Annotated in this window: 20 protein-coding genes; 9 read left to right on the top strand and 11 right to left on the bottom strand. The window is 70.6% G+C overall.

The window, feature by feature from the left end:
* The first annotated feature begins 48 nt into the window (after positions 1–48).
* Complete coding sequence (locus FB563_RS07875; protein ID WP_079048964.1) at positions 49–804, top strand: ABC transporter ATP-binding protein; 756 nt, start codon at positions 49–51, stop codon at positions 802–804.
* Positions 801–3,143, top strand: a complete 2,343-nt coding sequence (locus FB563_RS07870; protein WP_055708528.1) for an ABC transporter permease — start codon at positions 801–803, stop codon at positions 3,141–3,143. Before FB563_RS07875 ends, FB563_RS07870 begins: the two co-directional genes overlap by 4 nt.
* A gap of 141 nt (positions 3,144–3,284) precedes the next feature.
* Here FB563_RS07870 and FB563_RS07865 read toward each other — a convergent pair whose 3' ends face one another.
* The 3 genes from FB563_RS07865 to FB563_RS07855 form a co-directional block, all read right to left on the bottom strand.
* Complete coding sequence (locus FB563_RS07865; RefSeq protein WP_055708527.1) at positions 3,285–4,115, bottom strand: ABC transporter permease; 831 nt, start codon at positions 4,113–4,115, stop codon at positions 3,285–3,287.
* A gap of 72 nt (positions 4,116–4,187) precedes the next feature.
* Complete coding sequence (locus FB563_RS07860) at positions 4,188–5,045, bottom strand: ABC transporter permease (protein ID WP_055708526.1); 858 nt, start codon at positions 5,043–5,045, stop codon at positions 4,188–4,190.
* Positions 5,042–5,971: an ABC transporter ATP-binding protein gene (locus FB563_RS07855; RefSeq protein ID WP_199832930.1), complete on the bottom strand. Its 930-nt coding sequence runs from the start codon at positions 5,969–5,971 to the stop codon at positions 5,042–5,044. The genes FB563_RS07860 and FB563_RS07855 overlap by 4 nt, the downstream gene beginning before the upstream one ends.
* A 122-nt stretch (positions 5,972–6,093) precedes the next feature.
* On the opposite strand from FB563_RS07855, the gene FB563_RS07850 reads away from it, so the two are divergent.
* The 3 genes from FB563_RS07850 (at position 6,094) to FB563_RS43940 (ending at position 8,689) form a co-directional block, all read left to right on the top strand.
* The gene (locus FB563_RS07850; protein ID WP_055708524.1) at positions 6,094–7,275 is read left to right on the top strand and encodes a sensor histidine kinase; all 1,182 of its coding nucleotides are present in this window, start codon (positions 6,094–6,096) and stop codon (positions 7,273–7,275) included.
* On the top strand, positions 7,272–7,916 hold the full coding sequence (locus FB563_RS07845; RefSeq protein ID WP_055708523.1) for a response regulator: 645 nt from the start codon (positions 7,272–7,274) through the stop codon (positions 7,914–7,916). The genes FB563_RS07850 and FB563_RS07845 overlap by 4 nt, the downstream gene beginning before the upstream one ends.
* Before the next feature lie 170 nt (positions 7,917–8,086).
* Entirely contained in the window at positions 8,087–8,689 is a 603-nt protein-coding gene (locus tag FB563_RS43940; RefSeq protein WP_234357889.1) for a class I SAM-dependent methyltransferase, read from the top strand.
* A 35-nt stretch (positions 8,690–8,724) separates the two neighbouring features.
* On the opposite strand, the gene sodN is transcribed toward FB563_RS43940, so the two are convergent.
* Positions 8,725–9,120, bottom strand: a complete 396-nt coding sequence (gene sodN, locus FB563_RS07825) for a superoxide dismutase, Ni (RefSeq protein ID WP_014674929.1) — start codon at positions 9,118–9,120, stop codon at positions 8,725–8,727.
* A 145-nt stretch (positions 9,121–9,265) separates the two neighbouring features.
* Here sodN and sodX point away from each other — a divergent pair, with 145 nt between their 5' ends.
* Positions 9,266–9,700: a nickel-type superoxide dismutase maturation protease gene (gene sodX / locus FB563_RS07820; protein ID WP_055708532.1), complete on the top strand. Its 435-nt coding sequence runs from the start codon at positions 9,266–9,268 to the stop codon at positions 9,698–9,700.
* On the opposite strand, the gene FB563_RS07815 is transcribed toward sodX, so the two are convergent.
* Entirely contained in the window at positions 9,604–10,233 is a 630-nt protein-coding gene (locus FB563_RS07815; protein ID WP_055708522.1) for a CGNR zinc finger domain-containing protein, read from the bottom strand. The two genes, sodX and FB563_RS07815, sit on opposite strands and share 97 nt — an antisense overlap.
* A gap of 97 nt (positions 10,234–10,330) precedes the next feature.
* On the opposite strand from FB563_RS07815, the gene FB563_RS07810 reads away from it, so the two are divergent.
* Complete coding sequence (locus FB563_RS07810) at positions 10,331–11,089, top strand: class I SAM-dependent methyltransferase (protein WP_055708521.1); 759 nt, start codon at positions 10,331–10,333, stop codon at positions 11,087–11,089.
* A 93-nt stretch (positions 11,090–11,182) separates the two neighbouring features.
* On the opposite strand, the gene FB563_RS07805 is transcribed toward FB563_RS07810, so the two are convergent.
* The 3 genes from FB563_RS07805 to FB563_RS07795 all read right to left on the bottom strand — a co-directional run bounded on the left by FB563_RS07805 (position 11,183) and on the right by FB563_RS07795 (position 13,963).
* Positions 11,183–11,935 (bottom strand): amino acid ABC transporter ATP-binding protein, encoded by a 753-nt coding sequence (locus tag FB563_RS07805; protein WP_055708531.1) that lies wholly within the window; start codon positions 11,933–11,935, stop codon positions 11,183–11,185.
* A gap of 65 nt (positions 11,936–12,000) precedes the next feature.
* Complete coding sequence (locus FB563_RS07800) at positions 12,001–12,966, bottom strand: amino acid ABC transporter permease (protein ID WP_055708520.1); 966 nt, start codon at positions 12,964–12,966, stop codon at positions 12,001–12,003.
* 40 nt (positions 12,967–13,006) lie between these two features.
* On the bottom strand, positions 13,007–13,963 hold the full coding sequence (locus FB563_RS07795) for an ABC transporter substrate-binding protein (protein ID WP_055708519.1): 957 nt from the start codon (positions 13,961–13,963) through the stop codon (positions 13,007–13,009).
* A 555-nt stretch (positions 13,964–14,518) separates the two neighbouring features.
* Here FB563_RS07795 and FB563_RS07785 point away from each other — a divergent pair.
* The gene (locus FB563_RS07785; RefSeq protein ID WP_055708518.1) at positions 14,519–15,742 is read left to right on the top strand and encodes an NAD(P)-dependent malic enzyme; all 1,224 of its coding nucleotides are present in this window, start codon (positions 14,519–14,521) and stop codon (positions 15,740–15,742) included.
* Positions 15,743–15,909: 167 nt separating this feature from the next.
* The gene (locus FB563_RS07780; protein WP_055708517.1) at positions 15,910–16,875 is read left to right on the top strand and encodes a zinc-binding dehydrogenase; all 966 of its coding nucleotides are present in this window, start codon (positions 15,910–15,912) and stop codon (positions 16,873–16,875) included.
* Between the two features lie 90 nt (positions 16,876–16,965).
* Here the strand turns inward: FB563_RS07780 and FB563_RS07775 are convergent, their stop codons facing one another.
* The 3 genes from FB563_RS07775 to FB563_RS07765 all read right to left on the bottom strand — a co-directional run bounded on the left by FB563_RS07775 (position 16,966) and on the right by FB563_RS07765 (position 19,413).
* A complete protein-coding gene (locus FB563_RS07775; protein ID WP_055708516.1) occupies positions 16,966–18,012 on the bottom strand; it encodes a PadR family transcriptional regulator in 1,047 nt (348 codons plus the stop codon).
* 1 nt (position 18,013) lies between these two features.
* Positions 18,014–19,009: a DUF4097 family beta strand repeat-containing protein gene (locus tag FB563_RS07770; RefSeq protein WP_055708515.1), complete on the bottom strand. Its 996-nt coding sequence runs from the start codon at positions 19,007–19,009 to the stop codon at positions 18,014–18,016.
* 224 nt (positions 19,010–19,233) lie between these two features.
* The gene (locus tag FB563_RS07765) at positions 19,234–19,413 is read right to left on the bottom strand and encodes a DUF6104 family protein (protein ID WP_003992906.1); all 180 of its coding nucleotides are present in this window, start codon (positions 19,411–19,413) and stop codon (positions 19,234–19,236) included.
* Positions 19,414–19,445: the final 32 nt, after the last annotated feature.

Raw genomic sequence — 19,445 nt, 5'->3', positions numbered from 1 at the left:
CTCCGGGGGCTGACGCCGGGACGGACCCGGCCGCCTACCGTCCCTGCCATGACCACCGAAGACATCGGCGACCCGAACCCGGCGACCGGCCCTGCCGCCGTACCCGGCGAGGAAGTCGTCCAGGAAGTCGTCCGGCTGAGCGGCCTGCGCAAGGAGTACGGCGACACCGTCGCCCTGGACGGCGTGTCGCTGGAGATCGCCGCCGGGGAGGCGGTGGCGGTGATGGGGCCGTCCGGCTGCGGCAAATCGACCCTGCTGAACATGATCGCCGGACTGGACCGGCCGAGCGCCGGGCAGGTGCGCGTGCACGGCGAGGACCTGGGCGCGATCGACGAGACCGGGCTGGCGCTCTTCCGGCGGCGCCGGATCGGCATGATCTTCCAGTTCTTCAACCTCATCGACGACCTGCCCGCGATCGACAACGTCGCCCTGGCCGCCCAGCTCACCGGCAGTCCGGCCCGCCAGGCCCGGCGCCGGGCGCTGGAGCTGCTGGACGAACTCGGCATCGCCGACCGCAGGAACGTCTACCCCGCCGCGCTCAGCGGCGGCGAGCGCCAGCGGGTGGCGGTGGCCCGCGCGCTGATGAACCGGCCCGCGCTGCTGCTGGCGGACGAGCCCACCGGCGCGCTGGACAGCCATGCGGGCGAGCAGGTGATGGACCTGCTCATCGACCTCAACGAACTGGGCCAGACCCTGCTGCTGGTGACGCACGACCCGACGCTGGCCACGCGCTGCGCCGGCCGGCTCGTGACCATGGCGGACGGCCGGATCACCGGCGACCGGACCCTGGAGCGGACGGCATGAGCGCAGTGTGGAGGGCCTCCCGCGCGGCCGTGCGCCGCCGGCTGCAGACCGCCGTGATCGGAGCGGTGGTCCTCGTCTCCTCCGTGGCGCTGGTGGTCGCCCTCGGCCTGCTGGACGTGGCGTCCGGGCCGTTCGACCGGATCTTCGGCCAGGCGCACGGCGCCCACGTCGTCGCCACGTTCGACGCGACGAAGGTCACCGCCACCCGGCTGGCACGGACCGCGCACCGGCCGGGCGTGCGGGCCTCGGCCGGGCCGTTCCCGGAAGCGGTGGTCGACCTGCCGCAGAGCGCGGTCGCCGAGCTGCCCGGGCTGGGGCCCGGCCCGCTGACCGTCGTGGGCCGGGCGGACCCCGGCGGCCCTGTCGACCGGCTGGACCTGTTCGCCGGGCACTGGGCCACCGGCCCCGGCCGGCTCGTCCTGGCGCTTCCGCACGCGCCCGGGATGGGCGACGGCCCGCACTCCCCGATCGGCAAGCGGATCCGGTTGCCCGGGCTGGCGCCGCTGACCGTCGTCGGACTCGCGTCCAGCGTGAGCGGCACCGCGCAGGCATGGGTCTCCCCGGGGCAGATCACGGCCCTGCACCCCACGACGTACCAGATGCTGTACCGCTTCGACCGGGCCGCGACAGCCCGGCAGATCACGGCGGACACCGCGACGGTGAGCGCCGGCCTGCCGTCCGGCTCGCTCGTCGCCCACCAGTCGTACCTGACCCTGAAGGCGCAGGTCGCGACCGAGCCCGACGCCTTCGTGCCGTTCCTCATGGTCTTCGGCGTCCTCGGTCTGCTGGTGGCCGTCCTGATCGTGGGCAATGTGGTGAGCGGTGCCGTCGTGTCCGGCTTCCGGCACATCGGGGTGCTCAAGTCCGTGGGATTCACGCCGATCCAGGTGGTCGCGGTCTACCTGGTGATGGTCTGTGTCCCGGCGACGGCGGGCGCGGCGACCGGCACGGCGCTGGGTGCGGTGGTGGCCCGGCCGCTGCTGCACCAGGTTTTCTACGGCGCCGAGGTCGGCACGGTGACGCTCAGACCGACGATCAGCTCCTGGGTGTACGTGACGACGGCGCTGGGCATGCCCGCGGTCGTGCTGCTGGCCGCGCTGATTCCGGCGCTGCGCGCGCACCGGCTCTCCGCGGCGCGGGCGATCAGCGCGGGCAGTGCGCCCGGTGGCGGACGCCGGCCGGCGGTGCAGCGCCGGCTGTGCGGGGTGCGGCTGCCCCGCTCGGTGACGCTGGGCCTCGGCCTGCCCTTCGCCCGGCCCGGACGGGCACTGCTCACCGTCTCCGCCGTCCTGCTCGGGGTGGCGACGGTGACCTTCGCCACCGGCCTGGCGGCCACCATGGTCTCCTACGGCGAAGCCGTCGAGGGCGCCGACAGGACGCAGGTGGTCGTCTGGGCCGGACAGGCCAGGTTCGGGGAGACCGTTCCGCACCAGGGCGACGCCGCGACGCAGGCCCTGTTGCGCTCGCTGCCGCATGCGGCGGACGTGTCCGGCGTGGGCTTCGCCGGGGTGCGGATGCCCGGGCAGAGTCAGGGCGTGACGATCCAGGGCGCGCGCGGCGGGCGGTCCGCGCTCCAGGACGACCTGGCCAGGGGCCGGTGGGCGCGCGGACCCGGCGAGGTGGTGGCCTCGGGCAGGTTCCTGTTCAAGCATGGTCTTCGCGTCGGTGACTCGTTCACGCTGGGCGCGGCGGAGGGCCGGCGGGAGCGCGTGACCCTGGTCGGGGAGGTCATGGCCGGGCCGGCGGACTGGCTGCGCGCGGACTGGTCGACGATGACCGCCCTGGCACCGCACGCGCAGGCCAACCAGTACTGGGTGCGGCTCACCCCCGGAGCCGATGCCGGCGCTTATATGAAGGCCGTCCGGACAGCCGATCCCGGGCTCTACCCGAGTGAGCAGCCGTCGGTCAACGCCGGAGCGGTGACCGTGATCGGCTCAGCGTCCGTGCTGACCCTGATGCTCACGGTCGTCGCCGCGATGGGCGTGTTCAACACGGTCGTGCTGAGTGCCCGGGAACGGCAGCGCGACCTGGGGATGCTGAAGTCGATCGGCATGACGCCACGTCAGGTGACGGTGATGCTCGTGGTGTCCATGGCCGGACTCGGGCTGGCCGGCGGAGTCCTGGGGCTGCCGGTGGGCGTCGCGGCCTACCGCCTGGTGATCCCGATGACCGAGCACAGCGCCCATCTCACCTTCCCGGCCCGGATGCTGGACGTCTGGCACCCCACGACCCTGGCCGTGCCGGTGCTGGCCGGGGTGGCGATCGCCGGGCTCGGCGCGGTGATTCCGGCGCGTACGGCGGCCCGGCAGACCATCGCCCGGGTGCTGCGCACGGAGTGACGAGCGGGGGAGCCGAAGAGGCCCGGTCGGCGAACCGACCGGGCCTCTTTCAGGGACGGAAGGCCTCAGGCCTTCTTGGTCTCCTGGCGATGGGCCGGGTCGGTGACCTGCGGGGAGGTGAAGACCAGCCGCGTGGACCGGTCAGACGTCGCGGCGGCGCACGAGGACGAGTGCGGCGAGAAGGGTGAGGAGCGGCCAGAAGGCGAGCGCGGTCCAGGACTGGAGTGCCGTGGGAGGGAAGGGACCGACGCTGTCCCACTCGGTGCCGAGGCTGGTCAGGGTGTTCCACGCGTTCTGGGGTGCCGAGTTGCTCAAGGCGGCCGTCAACTGGTTGCTGCCGGAAGGTACGGCGCCTAGCAGGGCCGGGGCCAGGACGGCTGTGAACAGGGCGGCCACGGAGGTTCGGATGAGTGTGCCGATGGCCATGCCGATGACCGCGCATACCGGCAGGATTGCGGTGGATGCCACGAAGCCTTGCAGGACACCGGGCTGACGGATCGAGATGCCTAGTTGGTCGCCGGACAGGATCGTCTGGGCGGTGATGAACGAAGCGATCGCGGTGATGAGGCCGACGACGCACGCGACGCTCGCGACGACGACCGCCTTGGCGAGTACGACACGCAGGCGGTTCGGGACGGCGAGGAAGGTCGTGCGGATCAGTCCGCTGGAGTACTCGCTGCTCATTGTCAGGACACCGAACGTGCTGGCGCCGACCATGAGGATGCCCCACGTGCCGGAGTTGAAAGAGCCTCTCAGTGGATCGTAAGCGGCATGCGCGGACGCGCCGACAAGGTGGACGCCAGAGCAGGTGAACCACTCGCCACAGACGGTGATCAGCGGAGCGAGTGCCAGCAGGACGCAGGTCGAGCGCTGCGAGAACAGCTTGATCCGTTCGGCTGCGAGCAGGTCGCGGAACTGGCCGCGGGGTCTGTCGCCAGCTGCGACTGTTGTCGGTTTGGTGGTTGTGGCCATCGGAGTCCCTTGTCGCATATGTCAGTCCCGGAGGGGGCGTGCTTCGTCGGGTGTCCGGCGTCGGTGGCGCCGTCACACGTCGCGGTGGCGCAGGACCGTCACTGTGATGGCGACCGAGACGACGGCCCAGACGGTGAGCGAGATCCAGGCCGCCGGGATGGAGGAGACGTGTTCGACGAGGCGACCGTGGCTCATGATGGTCAGGCGGCCCCAGGCGTATGCGGGAAGGGCGTTGCCCAGATCTGCCCGCTGATCGGCGGACAGCAGGGGGAGGGGTGCCTTGACGGCCAGTGGACCGACGAGGAAGAAGACGAGGACGGCGAAGACGGTGCCGGCCGTGTTGCGGATGAGTGTGGCGGCGGCCATGCCGATCAGGCCGCAGGCCGGGACCATGACCGTGGTGCCTGCGATGAGACGCCAGATGCCGGGGGTGACGAAGGAGAAGCCGGTGATCCGGTCCGAGATGACGGCCAGGGTGATGCCCCAGCACCCGATGCCGATGAGCAGGCCGAGGACGGCCAGCACGGCGCTCACCACCGTGACCTTGGCGAGCATCACGCGGCCTCGGGCCGGCACAGCGATGAGGGTGGTGCGGATCAGTCCGCTCGCGTGTTCACCGGCGACGTTCATCGCGCCGATCGTGCCGGCGGTTGCCATGAGCAGGAGGAACTTCGGGAAGTCGAAGGCATCGTGCGCGGGGTCGGGGTCGAGCTTGGCGAAGGCGGGCCACGTCGGATAGGAGTCGTGGGCGAGCTGAGCGGCGCGGTAGGCCAGGTAGAGGTAGAAGACGAGGAGGACGCCCAGCACGATGGGGGTCGAGCGCAGCGACCAGAGTTTGAGCCACTCGGCGCCGAGCAGATCGCGCCAGCGGGCAGGTCCGGCAGCGCCGCGTCGGGTGGCAGCTGTGGGGGGCGTTGACAGGGCGGTCATCGGTCCGTGCTCCTCTCGGGCGTGGCTGAGGCGCGGTACTGGACGCTGGCGGCTGTCAGTTCCATGAAGGCGTCCTCCAGCGTTCCGTCGTGCGCGGCGACCTCGTGGACCAGGACACGGTGGGTGAAGGCGAGTTCGTTGATGCGAGCCGCGGTGAGGCCGGTCACGGTGAGGCCGTCGCGGCCCTGCGACAGCACCGAGGCTCCCGCGGTGCGCAGCACCTCGCCCAGCACAGCCGGATCGGGCGTTCGCACGGTGACGCCCGCGGTGGTGGCGCGGGCGGCGAAGTCGGCGAGGGACTCGTCGGCGAGCAGCCTGCCCCCGCCGACGACGACGAGATGGTCGGCGGTGTGCTCCATCTCGCTCATCAGGTGGCTGGAGACAAAGACGGTACGTCCCTCGCCGGCCAGGCGACGGAACAGCTCGCGAGCCCACCGGATGCCCTCGGGGTCAAGGCCGTTGATGGGTTCGTCGAAGAGCAGGACCGGGGGATCACCGAGCAGGGCGGTGGCGATCCCCAGACGTTGGCGCATGCCGAGCGAGAACCCGCCGACCCGCCGACGGCCTGCCTCGCCCAGACCTACCATCTCAAGCACCTCGTGGACCCGGCGGCGTGGCAGGCCGTTGCTGCGGGCCAGTGCCGCCAGGTGTGCCTTCGCGGTGCGTCCCCGGTGGACGTCGCCCGCGTCCAGCAGGGCCCCGACGTGGCACAGGCCGGTACCGAAGTCCTGGAAGCGACGGCCGTTGATGGTCGCGGTGCCACTGGTGGGGGCGTTCAGGCCGAGAAGCATGCGCATCGTGGTGGTCTTGCCGGCGCCATTGGGACCAAGGAACCCGGTCACCTGCCCGGGTCGGACACAGAAGGTCAGACTGTCGACGGCCAGTACGCTGCCGTAGCGCTTGGTCAGCTGGTTGATTTCGATCACGCCTCCCAGGCTGTCGGCGACCGGGTCGTGTCACATCGGTCCGCGGGCTCCCGCCTTGTCAGCCCACGGGATGCAGACCACGGTCCGATACCACCGTCGACCGCGGTGGATAGCATCGCCGGGTGCGACCACGCCTCCTTACGCCCGCGGCCTTGCTGCGCCGGTTGCCGCCGGACCCGCTGACGGCACTCGGCTGGTGCGCCGTCCCTGTGTTCGCGCTGGTTCTGTACACCGCGATGCCTCAGCCCGCGCACCCGGTCTTCCTGCCGTCCGGTCACTTCGTTCACATCGGGCGGTGGGCCTTGGCGGGGATGGCTCTGCTGATGGCATGGCCGGCCGGCTGGGCGAGTCGCCGACCGTTGCCAGTCCTTGCGGTGCTGCTGACCGAAGCGGTCGTGGCCCGGATGTGCGGGGATACGACGTGGCCACTGTTCCTCGCAGCAGACGTCCTGGTCTTCTATATAGCCGTCACCCGTTCGCGCCGGGCCGCCGCCGGCGCGGTGGCCGGCGTGCTGGCCGTGTGGGTGCTGGCCGCGACGGCCTTCGCCCCGGGAGCTGGGGCCTTCGAGGTCCTCACCGGTCCGTGGTCGGTCCTCGTCGTGGCCACTGCCGGCGCCTGGATCCTCGGCAGTTGGATCCGACTGCGGCAGGACCACGCCGAGGCCCTGCGAGCACAGGCCGCGACGCAGGCGGTCCAGGCCGAGCGGCTGCGGATCGCCCGGGAGATGCACGACATGGTGGCCCACAGCATCGGTGCCATCGCGATCCAAGCCGGTGCGGCGAAGCGAGCCGTCGACAGCCAGCCGGACGGTGTGCGCGAGGCGCTGGGCATCATCGAGCAGACCAGTCGGGAGACGCTGACCGGGCTGCGGCGCATGCTCGGCGTCCTGCGCGAGGCCGAATCGGAACCAGCGTCATCCACCCCGGCGCCGGGCTTGGAGGACGTCGACCGGCTGGCGGCGACGGCGGCGGACGCCGGGGTGCGGGTCGAGGTGCAGTGGCATGGCCGACGACGCCCGCTCACCCCCGAGATCGAGCTCGCCGCCTACCGCGTCATCCAGGAGTCGGTGACCAACGTCGTACGTCACGCCGAAGCCGCCCACTGCCTCGTCCGCGTCGAGTACGAGGAGGAGGAGCTGTCCGTCGAGATCACCGACGACGGACTCGCAAGGGCGACCACGAACCCGCGTAGCGGCTACGGAGTCACCGGAATGCGCGAGCGCATCGCCCTGCTTCGCGGCCACTTCAGCTCCGGACCGCGGACCGAAGGCGGCTTCCGGGTCGTGGCTAGGCTGCCCATATGACGATCCGTGTGCTGCTCGCCGACGACCAGCCGGTAGTCCGCGCCGGACTGCGCATGCTGATCAACGACATCCCGGACATCGAGATCGTCGGCGAAGCCGGGACCGGCGCCGCGGCGGTCCAGTTGGCCACCGATCTCCATCCCGACGTCGTCGTGATGGACATCCGGATGCCCGTCATGGACGGCATCGAGGCCACCCGGCTCATCAAGGCAGGAACCTCGGCGAGCGTGGTCGTCCTCACCACCTTCGACGACGACGAGAACGTCTACGCCTCGCTGCACGCCGGCGCGAGCGGCTTCCTGATCAAGGACATGATGCTGGACGACATCGTGGCGGCGGTCCGCGTCGTCGCCGCCGGTGACGCCCTGATCGCCCCCGGGGTCACTCGCCGCCTGATCCAAGAGTTCACCGGCCGGGGTGCCGTCCCCGCCCGACGCCGACGTGAGATCAAGGGGATCACCGGCCGCGAACGCGAAGTGCTGGCCCTGATCGGACGCGGCATGTCCAACGCCGAGATCGCCGCCCACCTGTACATCAGCATGGCCACCACCAAGAGTCACGTGGCGCGTCTGCTGACCAAGCTCGACGCCCGCGATCGAGTCCAACTCGTCATCGCCGCCTACGAGTCAGGCATGGTCTGACCATCCGAGTGGAACGCTGCGGGCGGATCTCGCTCGTCACTCCGGACTGCGGAAGGGCGGCCAGCGGTTCCGCCGGAGCCGGGCGCGTCCCTCGCCGTCGAGCAGGGCTTCGAAGTCGGAGTGCTCGGTGACCCGCTTGATCCTCACCTCGCAGGTCTCATACCGAGGCGATGCTCGGTTTCGTCCTCGGCTCCCTGCCAGAGCGCATGTCGGCCAGCGTCGTGCGTCGGCTCACCGCTCTGGGGCAGGAGCTGAGCGGGCCGCAGTACGGTGGAGCCGCGCAGGCCGTACACCTGCGCGAACGACTCCAGCACACGGCCGTCCTCGCGGCGGCACCCGCCGCCCGCCCTCTGGAGTTGCCGACGGGACCGAACTGTCCGCCGCACACGACGCCGCCGTCACCGACCGGGACCGTCTCGCCGGAAGTGCCCTACAGCGGTGACCGGGACCTGGCGACCCGCCAGTTGCTCCGTCAATGGCAGACCCCCCGTTACGACCTGCCGGGCATCGTCGCCGAGCAGCTGAGGGGCGTGAACGGGTGCGTGGTCGATGTCGGCTGCGGCAACGGCAAGTTCATCCAGCGGCTCCGCCAGGACCGGCCCGACCTGACTCTGCTGCGCCTGGACATCGCTCCTGGCATCCTCGCCGGTGTCGCGTCTTCGAGGTCACGTGCCTGGGCGGCATCCTCGTCTGCCGTCGCTGAGGGACGAGCACACCTGCGGGCAGGCTGGAGCTGTCCGCGTGCAGGCAGCAAAGAGGCCCGGCCGGAGTGACCGGCCAGGCCCCTGTGCAAGCAGGGCAGAAGGCCTCAGGCCTTCTTGGTCTCCCAGAAGATCTTGTCGATCTGGGCGATGTAGTCCAGCGCCTTCTGGCCCGTCGCCGGGTCGGTGGACGCCTTGGCGGCCGAGAGGGCCTTCAGGGTGTCGTTGACCAGCTGGTGCAGCTCCGGGTACTTCTCGAAGTGCGGGGCCTTGAAGTAGTCGCTCCAGAGCACGGAGACGTGGTGCTTCGCGAGCTCCGCGCGCTGCTCCTTGATGACGGTGGCGCGTGCCTGGAAGTGGGGGTCGTCGTTACCGGCCATCTTCTCCTGGACGGCCTTCACCGACTCCGCCTCGATGCGGGCCTGGGCCGGGTCATAGACGCCGCAGGGCAGGTCGCAGTGGGCGCTGACCTTGACCTTGGGGGCAAACAGGCGGGAAAGCATGGAGCATTCCTTCCTCGTGATCGTCTTCTCAGGTGCGACATTACTCCCTGAGCAAGGCGATTTCTCGGGTGCCCCCTAGGGCTTAGGACAAAAGTCCAGGGTCAGACTGAGACTGGTGGAGGAACGGACCGGGGAGGTGCCGGGGATGCCGGAGCTGTCGCAGGAGACCGAGCGGGGGAGGGCCGGGGCGCCCTTCGGGGTGGCGGAAGTGACCGGGCCGTCCATGGTGCCCACGCTGCGTCACGGTGACCTGCTGCTGGTGCGGTACGGCGCGTCGGTCAGGGCGGGGGACGTCGTCGTCCTGCGTCATCCGTTCCAGCAGGACCTGCTCGTCGTCAAGCGGGCCGTGGAGCGGCGCGACGGCGGCTGGTGGGTGCTCGGGGACAACCCGTACGCGGGCGGGGACAGCACCGATTACGGGGTCGTGCCGGACGAGCTCATTCTCGGGCGCGCCCGCTTCCGGTACCGGCCGCTGCCCGCCGGTCAGCGCTCGCCGCTGGCACTGGCGCGCTGGGCGCTCTCGGCGGCCAGGCCGCTGCTGCCCGACCGGTCGGCCTCCAGGCGCTTGCGGGCGCGGTAGGCGGCCACGTTCGCGCGGGTCGCGCAGCGGTCGGAGCAGTAGCGCCGGGAGCGGTTGGTGGAGGTGTCGAGGTAGGCGTTGCGGCAGGGGGCGGCCTCGCACAGGCCGAGGCGGTCGACGCCGTACTCGGTGAGGTGGAAGGCCAGGCCCATCGCGGCGATCGCCGCGTAGCCCGCCGTGGCGTTCGACGGGTGGTCGGCCAGGTGCATGTGCCACAGCGGGCGGCCGTCCTCGTCCCGGAAGTCGTGGCCGGAGATCTGCGGCGACACCGGGAACTCGAGCAGCAGGGAGTTCAGCAGGTCCACGGCCAGCGTCTCGTCGCCCTTGTCGGCCGCCTCGAAGACCGCGCGCAGCCGTGCCCGCACCGAGCGGAAGCGCGTGACATCGGCGTCCGTGGCGCGGCGGGCCGCCGAGGCGTTGGCGCCGAACAGGTCGCGGACGGCCTCGACCGAGGTCAGCGAGTCCTTGCCCCGGGCCGGTTCCTCGCTGTTGACGAGACGGACGGCGTAATCCGAGTAATAGGCCAGTTCCACTTGTAGTCCTTACGGGGGCGCTTTATGGTCGTGTCTGCGGTCGGGTAACAGCCGGTCGTGCTTCCAGGGTATTACGCAGACGAGGGGGACAGACTTCATGACGACGAGCACGGGCACCGACTGGGCCGCGTGGCAGGAGAGCTGGGACCGGCAGCAGGAGTGGTACATGCCGGACCGGGAGGAACGCTTCCGGATCATGCTCGACATGGCCGAGGCGCTCGTGGGCACGGCTCCACGGGTGCTCGACCTCGCCTGCGGCACCGGCAGCATCACCGCCCGGCTGCTGACGCGCTTCCCGGCGGCCACCAGCACCGGCGTCGACCTCGACCCGGCCCTGCTCGCCATCGCCCGCGGCACCTTCGACGGCGATGAGCGGGTCACTCTTGTCGAGGCCGACCTCAAGGACCCCGAGTGGCCGGCGAGGCTGCCGTACGACTCCTACGACGCCGTCCTGACCGCCACGGCCCTGCACTGGCTGCACAGCGAACCCCTCGCGGCCCTCTACGGTCAGGTCGCGGAGCTGGTCCGCGACGGCGGTGTCTTCATGAACGCGGACCACATGATCGACGACAGCACGCCCCGGATCAACGCGGCCGAGCGCGCCCAGCGGCACGCCCGCATGGATCAGGCCAAGCGGGACGGTGTCCTGGACTGGTCCGAATGGTGGCGGCTCGCGGCGGCGGACCCGGTCCTCGCCGAGCAGACGGCGCGTCGCTTCGAGATCTACGGCGAGCACGCCGACGGGGACGTGCCGTCGGCGGCGTGGCACGCGCGCACTCTGCTGGCGCGGGGCTTCGGCGAGGCCCGGCCGGTGTGGTGCTCGCCGTCGGACACGCTGCTGCTCGCCGTGAAGTAGCTGAAGTAGGTGAGGCAGGTGAGGCAAGGGGGTGGCTGAGGCGGGCGAAAAGGGCGGTACGGAAAAACCGTACCGCCCCTCACTGACACCCGGTCAGAGAACCTTCGACAGGAACGACTGCGTCCGCTCGTGCCGAGGGTTCGTCAGGACATCGCGCGGATGGCCCGATTCGACCACCACGCCCTCGTCCATGAAGACCAGGCTGTCGCCCACCTCACGGGCGAAGCCCATCTCGTGCGTGACGACGACCATGGTCATGCCGGACTCGGCCAGGTCCCGCATGACGTCCAGGACGTCACCGACCAGCTCCGGGTCCAGGGCCGAGGTCGGCTCGTCGAACAGCATCAGCTTCGGGTCCATCGCGAGGGCCCGGGCGATCGCCACCCGCTGCTGCTGACCGCCGGAGAGCTGCGAGGGGTAGTGCCCGGCCCGGTCGGCCAGGCCCACACGCTCCAGCAGCTGCATGGCCCGCTCCCGGGCCTGCGCCTTGCTCACGCCCTTGACCTGCACCGGCGCCTCCATGACGTTCTCCACGGCCGTCATGTGCGGGAACAGGTTGAAGCGCTGGAAGACCATGCCGATGTCCCGGCGCTTGCGCGCGACCTCGCTGTCCTTCAGCTCGTACAGCTTGTCGCCCTTCTGGCGGTAGCCGACCAGCTCGCCGTCGACGTACAGCCGGCCGGCGTTGATCTTCTCCAGGTGGTTGATGCAGCGCAGGAAGGTCGACTTGCCGGAGCCGGAGGGGCCGATCAGGCAGAACACCTCGCCCGGCTTCACCTCCAGGTCTATGCCCTTGAGCACCTCGACATGGCCGAAGGACTTGTGCACGCCCTGCGCCCTGACCATCGGGGCCCTGCCCGCCGGCGGGGTGTCCTGCGGCGGCGTGTCCTGCGTCTTGCTCAGCTTGTCGGTCATGCGCTCACCGCTCCCTTCGGACGGCCCAGGGAGAACATGTTCGCCCTCACCTTCTGCCACGGGGTCGGCGGCAGCTGGCGGCTGGAGCCGCGGGCGTAGTAGCGCTCGATGTAGTACTGGCCGACGCTCAGCACCGAGGTCATGATCAGGTACCAGGCCGCGGCGAGGAAGTACATCTCCACCGGGGCGCCGGAGTTCTGGCCGATGTCCTGGGCGTAGCGGAACAGCTCGGGATACTGGACGGCCGCCACGAGCGAGGTCGTCTTCAGCATGTTGATGACCTCGTTGCCGGTCGGCGGCACAATCACCCGCATCGCCTGCGGGATGATCACCCGGCGCAGCGTCCGGCCGTGGCTCATGCCCAGCGCGTGGGCCGCCTCGGTCTGGCCCTCGTCCACCGCGAGCAGGCCCGCACGGCAGATCTCGGCCATGTACGCGGCCTCGTTCAGACCCAGGCCGAGCAGCGCCGTCAGCAGCGGCGTCATGAAGTTCGACCAGTAGTCCTTGTAGAACGGCATCAGGTTGATGTACTCGAAGACCAGGCCCAGGTTGAACCACAGGAACAGCTGGACCAGGACCGGGGTGCCGCGGAAGAACCAGATGTAGAACCAGGCGATCGACGAGGTCACCGGGTTCTTCGACAGCCGCATCACCGCGAGGACGATGCCGAGCACGATGCCGATCAGCATCGACAGGACCGTCAGCAGGAGCGTCTTGCCGACGCCGGTCATGATCCGGTGGTCGAAGAAGTACTCCGGTACCGCATGCCAGTTGATCCTGCCCTGGCTGAAGGCGTAGACGATCGCGACGAGGAGCGCGATGGCGATGAGGGCCGAAACGTATCGGCCGTAGTGCCGGACCGGGATGGCCCGGATGGTCTCGGGACGGGCGGCCGGGGGAGCGGGGTTCGCCCCGGCGTCCTCCCCGGCGCCTTCCCCGGCCGTCTTCTCGATGTCAGTCACGCGTGTTGCCTCTCAGTGGCCGCTTCTGCCGCTTCGCGGGTCACTTGCCGCCGTTGACGACGGACTCCTTGACGGCGCCGTCCTGGGCGCCCCACTTCTGGAGGATCTTCGCGTACTCGCCGTTCTGGATGATCGCGTTCATCGCGGCCTGCAGCGCGTCGCGCAGCTGAGTGTCCTTCTTGGCCACGGCGATGCCGTACGGGGCCGCCTCGACCTGCTGGCCGACGATCTGGAAGTCCTTGCCGCCGCCGGAGGTCTTCACCGCGTACGCGGCGACCGGGAAGTCGGAGGAGGCCGCGTCCACACCGCCGGAGCGCAGCCGGGTCTGCGACTGCTGGTCGTCGTCGAAGGGCTCGATGGTGAGCTTCTTGCCGCTCGGACACTTCTTGGCCTCCTGCTTGGCCAGGTCCTCCGAGACGGTGCCGCGCTCCACGGCGATCTTCTTGCCGCACAGGTCCGACCAGCCGTTGATGCCCTGGGTGTCGCCCTTGCGGGTGTAGATGGAGACACCGGCGGTCAGGTAGTCGACGAAGTCGACGCCCTCGCCGACCTTCTTGCCCGTGTCCGGGTCGACGCCGTTCTGGCGGTTCTTGTTGTCGGTCATGGCCGACATGGCTATGTCGTAGCGGCCCGAGCGCAGACCGGTGAGCAGGGCGTCGAAGGTGCCGTTCTGGAACTCCAGCGTCACGCCGAGCTGCTTGCCCATCGCCGCGGCGAGGTCCGGGTCCAGGCCGACGGCCTTGCCGGAGGAGTCCTTGAACTCCACCGGGGCGTACGCGATGTCCGAGCCGACCTCGATCCTGCCCTTGTCCCGGATCTCCTTGGGGAGCTTGCCGGCGAGGGGGGCGCTGCTGACGGAGGCGCCGGAGTCCTTGCTCTTGTCCTTGGTCTGGTCACCGCAGCCGGTGAGCAGCAGGGCGCCCGCGACCGCGATCGCACCTGCCGCTGCCAGACGGGAGCGTGCGGCGGTCGTACGACGGGTGGAGCTTGCGGTCATCGTGGTTCCTCCGGCTGATGGGAAGAGGTGCGATGGGTCGGCGAGAACACACACCTTCGGGTGTCGCGACCTCGCGGGTTTACCGCATCTTGCCATTCGGACTACGCCGTTCAGGGGCCCGCTCATGTCAAAATCGGATAACGGGTCACCCCCGAACCGCATCAGGTCGGTACATCCTTGGTCGTTCACCACCGAACCATCTGCGGGAATCCAGCCTTCCGGCCGGAAAATCTTCGGCGCATCTCACGATGTGGTCAGCGCGGTCGTCCGCCTACCAGCGTCTCCGTGTGCTCGGCGCGGTTGTCAGCCACGAGTCATCTTGCAGTGGCTCTCCGGTTCCCCGGTGTGACCTTGCACCTAATGGACTCGTCGTGGGTGCCGTCCGTCCGGTATGAAGGTTCTTTACACCCCTCATCCGGGGCTCAGGGCGCGTGTGCGGCGCGCCCGTCGCGTATGGCCCGTACGTATCAGCAATCGGGCGGTACGCGGTGCCCGCCCACCCCTCACCAGGAGTGGTCGACCCTCAAACCATGCATACCTAAGGGGTAAAACAAAGTGGCAGCGGAGATCGTCAATCCTCGCAGCGACAACAAAACGGATCAGGACGGCGGGGCCGAGCCCCTCGATTCCTTCGATCCCGCGTTCGCGCTGCACCGCGGCGGCAAGATGGCCGTGCAGGCCACCGTGCCGGTCCGCGACAAGGACGACCTTTCCCTCGCGTACACGCCCGGCGTCGCGCGCGTGTGCACCGCGATCGCGGAACAGCCGGAGCTGGTCAACGACTACACATGGAAGTCCTCCGTGGTCGCCGTCGTGACCGACGGTACGGCCGTGCTCGGACTCGGGGACATCGGTCCCCAGGCCTCCCTCCCCGTGATGGAGGGCAAGGCGATCCTGTTCAAGCAGTTCGGCGGCGTCGACGCGGTCCCGATCGCGCTCGACTGCACCGACGTGGACGACATCGTCGAGACCGTGGTCCGGCTCGCCCCGTCCTTCGGCGGAGTGAACCTCGAGGACATCTCGGCACCCCGGTGCTTCGAGATCGAGCGCCGGCTCCAGGAGCGCCTGGACATCCCGGTCTTCCACGACGACCAGCACGGTACGGCCGTCGTGACGCTCGCGGCGCTGCGGAACGCGGCGCGGCTCAGCGGCCGTGAGATCGGGCAGCTCCGGGCCGTCATCTCGGGCGCCGGCGCGGCCGGCGTGGCCATCGCCAAGATGCTCGTCGAGGCCGGCATCGGGGACGTGGCCGTGGCGGACCGCAAGGGCGTCGTGTCGGCCGACCGGGAGGACCTGACCCCGGTCAAGCGGGAGCTCGCGGGCTTCACCAACAAGGCCGGCATCACCGGCTCGCTGGAGGACGCGCTCGCGGGCGCGGACGTCTTCATCGGTGTCTCCGGCGGTACGGTCCCCGAGGAGGCCGTCGCCTCCATGGCCGAGGGCGCCTTCGTGTTCGCGATGGCCAACCCGAACCCCGAGGTCCACCCGGACGTCGCGCACAAGTACGCGGCGGTCGTCGCCACCGGGCGTTCGGACTTCCCGAACCAGATCAACAACGTGCTGGCGTTCCCGGGCATCTTCGCGGGCGCGCTGCAGGTGCGGGCCACCCGGATCACCGAGGGAATGAAGATCGCGGCGGCCGAGGCCCTGGCCGCGGTGGTGGGCGACGATCTCGCCGCCGACTATGTGATTCCCTCGCCGTTCGACGAGCGGGTCGCTCCCGCGGTGACGGCGGCGGTTGCGGCTGCGGCGCGGGCCGAGGGCGTTGCTCGTCGCTGACGTTGCGTTGAATGGCCCCGTCCGTTCGGGCGGGGCCATTCTTCTTTCCCGCCCGCCCAGCGAGGGGCGGTGACCCGCTGCGCTGTGTGGGTGCCGTTGCGCAAGAGGGCATGTGTCACAGGGCCGTCTGGTTCCGTCGGCTGATCAGCGCCCCTATCGTCGGCTGCATGTTCGCTGTCTACGCCGCCCGAATCGACCGCGACCAGCCGCTCACCGGCCTGGAGTTGGGGGAGCGCCCGGCTCCCGAGGCCCGGCCCGGCTGGAGCACCATCACGGTGCGCGCCGCCTCCCTCAACCACCACGACCTCTGGTCCCTCAGGGGCGTCGGCCTCCCGGAGGACCGGCTGCCGATGATCCTCGGCTGCGACGCCGCCGGCGTCGATGAGGACGGCAACGAGGTCGTCCTGCACTCCGTCATCGGCCAGACCGGCCACGGCGTCGGCCCGAACGAGCCGCGCTCCATCCTCACCGAGCGCTACCAGGGCACCTTCGCCGAGCAGGTCGCCGTGCCGACCTGGAACGTACTGCCCAAGCCCAGGGAACTGTCCTTCGCCGAGGCGGCCTGCCTGCCGACGGCCTGGCTGACGGCCTACCGGATGCTGTTCACCAACGCCGGGGTACGGCCCGGTGACTCGGTCCTCGTGCAGGGCGCGGGCGGCGGTGTCGCCACGGCCGCGATCGTGCTCGGCAGGGCGGCGGGGCTGCGCGTCTTCGCGACCAGCCGGGACGAGGCCAAGCGGAAGCGGGCCGTGGAGCTGGGCGCCGTGGAGGCGGTGGAGCCGGGGGCGCGGCTGCCGCAGCGGGTGGACGCCGTCATCGAGACCGTCGGCGCCGCGACCTGGTCCCACTCGGTGAAGTCACTGCGGCCCGGCGGCACGATCGTCATCTCCGGTGCCACCAGCGGCGACCGGCCCTCGCATGCCGAGCTGACCCGGATCTTCTTCCTCGAGCTGAAGGTCGTCGGCTCCACCATGGGCACCAAGGAGGAGCTGGAGGACCTGCTCTCCTTCTGCGCCGCCACCGGGGTGCGGCCCGTCATCGACGAGGAACTGCCGCTGGACCGCGCCCGCGAGGGCTTCGAGCGGCTCGCATCCGGTGAGCAGTTCGGCAAGATCGTGCTCACCAACGGCTGACCTGGCCCCAGGAGGCACGGTCCGGCGACTCCTGCCGGGTCTTGTGGCAGCGCCCGGCGGGGTGCCGGGCGCTGCCTCCTGGCCTCGGGCTCAGACCTTCGGGCGGCGGAGTATCGCGCCGATGTGGGCCGCCGCCGTGGACAGGTGGCGGCGGGCGTCCCGGAGCTGGGTGGGGGTGACTCCGTGGTCGCGGGCCGCGTCGCGGATGTCGTCGCGGAAGCGGTCCAGGAGGCGGTCCAGGTCGCGGGCCGGGTCGCCGGTGGACTCCTCGTGGGCCCAGGTGGGTTCGTACTCGGCCGGGAAGGCCTCGTCCGCGGGGACGTAGTGCGCGTCCGGCGGTGCCGCGGCGGGCTTCGGGGCCGGTTCCGCGGAGGTGCGGGGGGAGCCCCAGTACTTGCCGAAGTCGCCGAGCTCCCTGGCCAGTTCGGACAGGCCCTCGCGCACGCCCGTCGGCCAGTCGCCCTGGGCGAAGTGGTCCTGGACGCGGTCCTGGACCTGGCGGGCGATGCGCTGCATCTCCTCCTGCGCCTGGGCCCGCGCCCGCGCCTGCGCCTCCTGGGCCTGGCGGCGGGCCCGCTGGGCCTCCTCACGGGCCCGGCGGCTCTCGTCCTTGGCGCGGCGGGTCTGCTCCTTCCACTCCTGCTTGACCCGGCGCATCTCCTCCTTCGCGGCCCGCCAGGCCTCCTTGTCGGTCACGTCGCCGTACTCCGCGAAGGGTCCCGCCGCGCCGGCCCCCGGTTTCGGGCTCCGGCGGGCCTCGGAGGCGGCGGCACGCATCTCACGGCGCAGGTCGCCGGCCGCGCCGCGTACGTCGGCCCTTATCTCGGCGGCCAGTTCCGCGACCGACTCGCGGATCTCCAGCTCCAGATCGTCCAACTCGCCGCTGCGCTCGGCCAGTTCGGCGCGGCCCGCGTCCGTGATGGCGTAGACCTTGCGGCCGCCCTCGGTGGTGTGCCTGACCAGGCCCTCGGCCTCCAGCTTGGCCAGCCGCGGGTAGACCGTACCCGCCGAAGGGGCGTACAGGCCCTGGAAGCGTTCCTCGAGGAGCCTGATCACCTCGTAGCCGTGGCGCGGGGCCTCGTCGAGCAGCTTGAGCAGGTACAGGCGGAGGCGCCCATGGGCGAAGACGGGGGGCATGTCAGAGCACCTTCTTGTCGGTCGTGCCGTCGGCCTGGGCGCCGGTGCCGTCGGAGGCGTCGGCGCCCAGGCCGGAGAAGTAATTCTCCCCCGCGGCGGCCGGGCTGTCCGCGGCGGGGGCGGTGCCGGGGTTCCGCGGGGGCGCGGAGGGCTCAGCGGGCCCGGACTCCCACGGGGCGTCCGCCTCGTCCTCGCGCGGCGGGCGGCGCAGCAGGGCGATCGAGCCGGAGACGGTGGTCGCCCGGAGCCTGCCCGTGCCCGCGCCGAGGCGGCCGGTGATCTTGTGGGCGCCCCACTGGCCGTGCACCCGCAGTCCGTCGAAGGCGTTGGAGATCGTGCCGCTCGCGGTGTTCGCCTCCACCTCGGCGTCCGCCGGGTGCGGCAGGCGGATGGCGATCTCGCCGGAGACGCTGGTGAGGCTGACCTCCGTCGGGCCGTCCGGGTCCAGGTCCACGATCATGGAGCCGCTGACGGAGTCGGCGCGCACGGACCGGCCGGAGCCCTCGACCACCGTCAGGTCTCCCGAGACCGAGTTGAACCGCAGGTCGCCGGTGACCGCCTGGGCTTCCACGTTCCCCGACACGGTGTCCGCGCGGACCGGGCCCGAGACGCCGACCAGGGTCGTGTCACCGGTCACTCCCTTGACCACCGCCGGGCCGCGGATGCCGGAGACGACCGCGCCGGCGCCGACCACACCCACCTCCACGCGCGTGTCGGCGGGGACGGCCAGGGAGACGACCGCGCTGCGCCGCCATCCCTTGCGGTCGAGCCACTTGAGGAAGCCCTTCCAGGGCAGGTCGTCGTAGGCCACCGTGAGGGTGTCGCCCTGCTGGGTGACCACCAGGGGTGGCCCTTCGATGTCCGAGATCTCGAGGCGGGCGGAACCCTCGTCCGTGCCCACCACGTTCACCGTTCCGTTGACGATGCGGACCTGGAGGTCGCTCACGCGGGTGTCGAACGTCAGCTTCCGGGGCTCGTTGACGGACCACTCGGGCATGGGGGACCTCCTCGGCCGGGCAGGATCACGGAACGCGACACGCCATATCGCGTCTACCGAGAAACACGATATATCGCGGCCGCTGGAAGTCAAGACACCCTTTCGGGGGACGGCGGCCGGAAAGGGGCGCCGTACACGCGGCCGTACACGCGAAAGGGGCGCCATGAAGGCGCCCCACCCTGCGGACCCGAGTGGTCCCGACTAGCGGACCCGAGCCGTCCCGACTACTCGTCGTCCTCGTCGTCCAGCCGAGCCAGCCACGTCGCCAGCCGCTCCACCGGCACCTCGAAGTCCGGGTTCAGATCGACGAACGTCCGCAGCTGCTCGGCCAGCCACTCGAAGGTGACCTCCTCTTCGCCGCGCCGCTTCTCCAGTTCTTCGATGCCTCGGTCGGTGAAGTACAAGGGATGCTCCACTGGGGGAAAGGAACGTACTC

The sequence above is a fragment of the Streptomyces puniciscabiei genome (assembly GCF_006715785.1).
In the GTDB taxonomy this organism is placed as follows: Bacteria; Actinomycetota; Actinomycetes; order Streptomycetales; family Streptomycetaceae; genus Streptomyces; species Streptomyces puniciscabiei.
The sequence above is the reverse complement of the archived record's forward strand: the minus strand, read 5'-3'. Positions and strand labels throughout refer to the sequence as shown.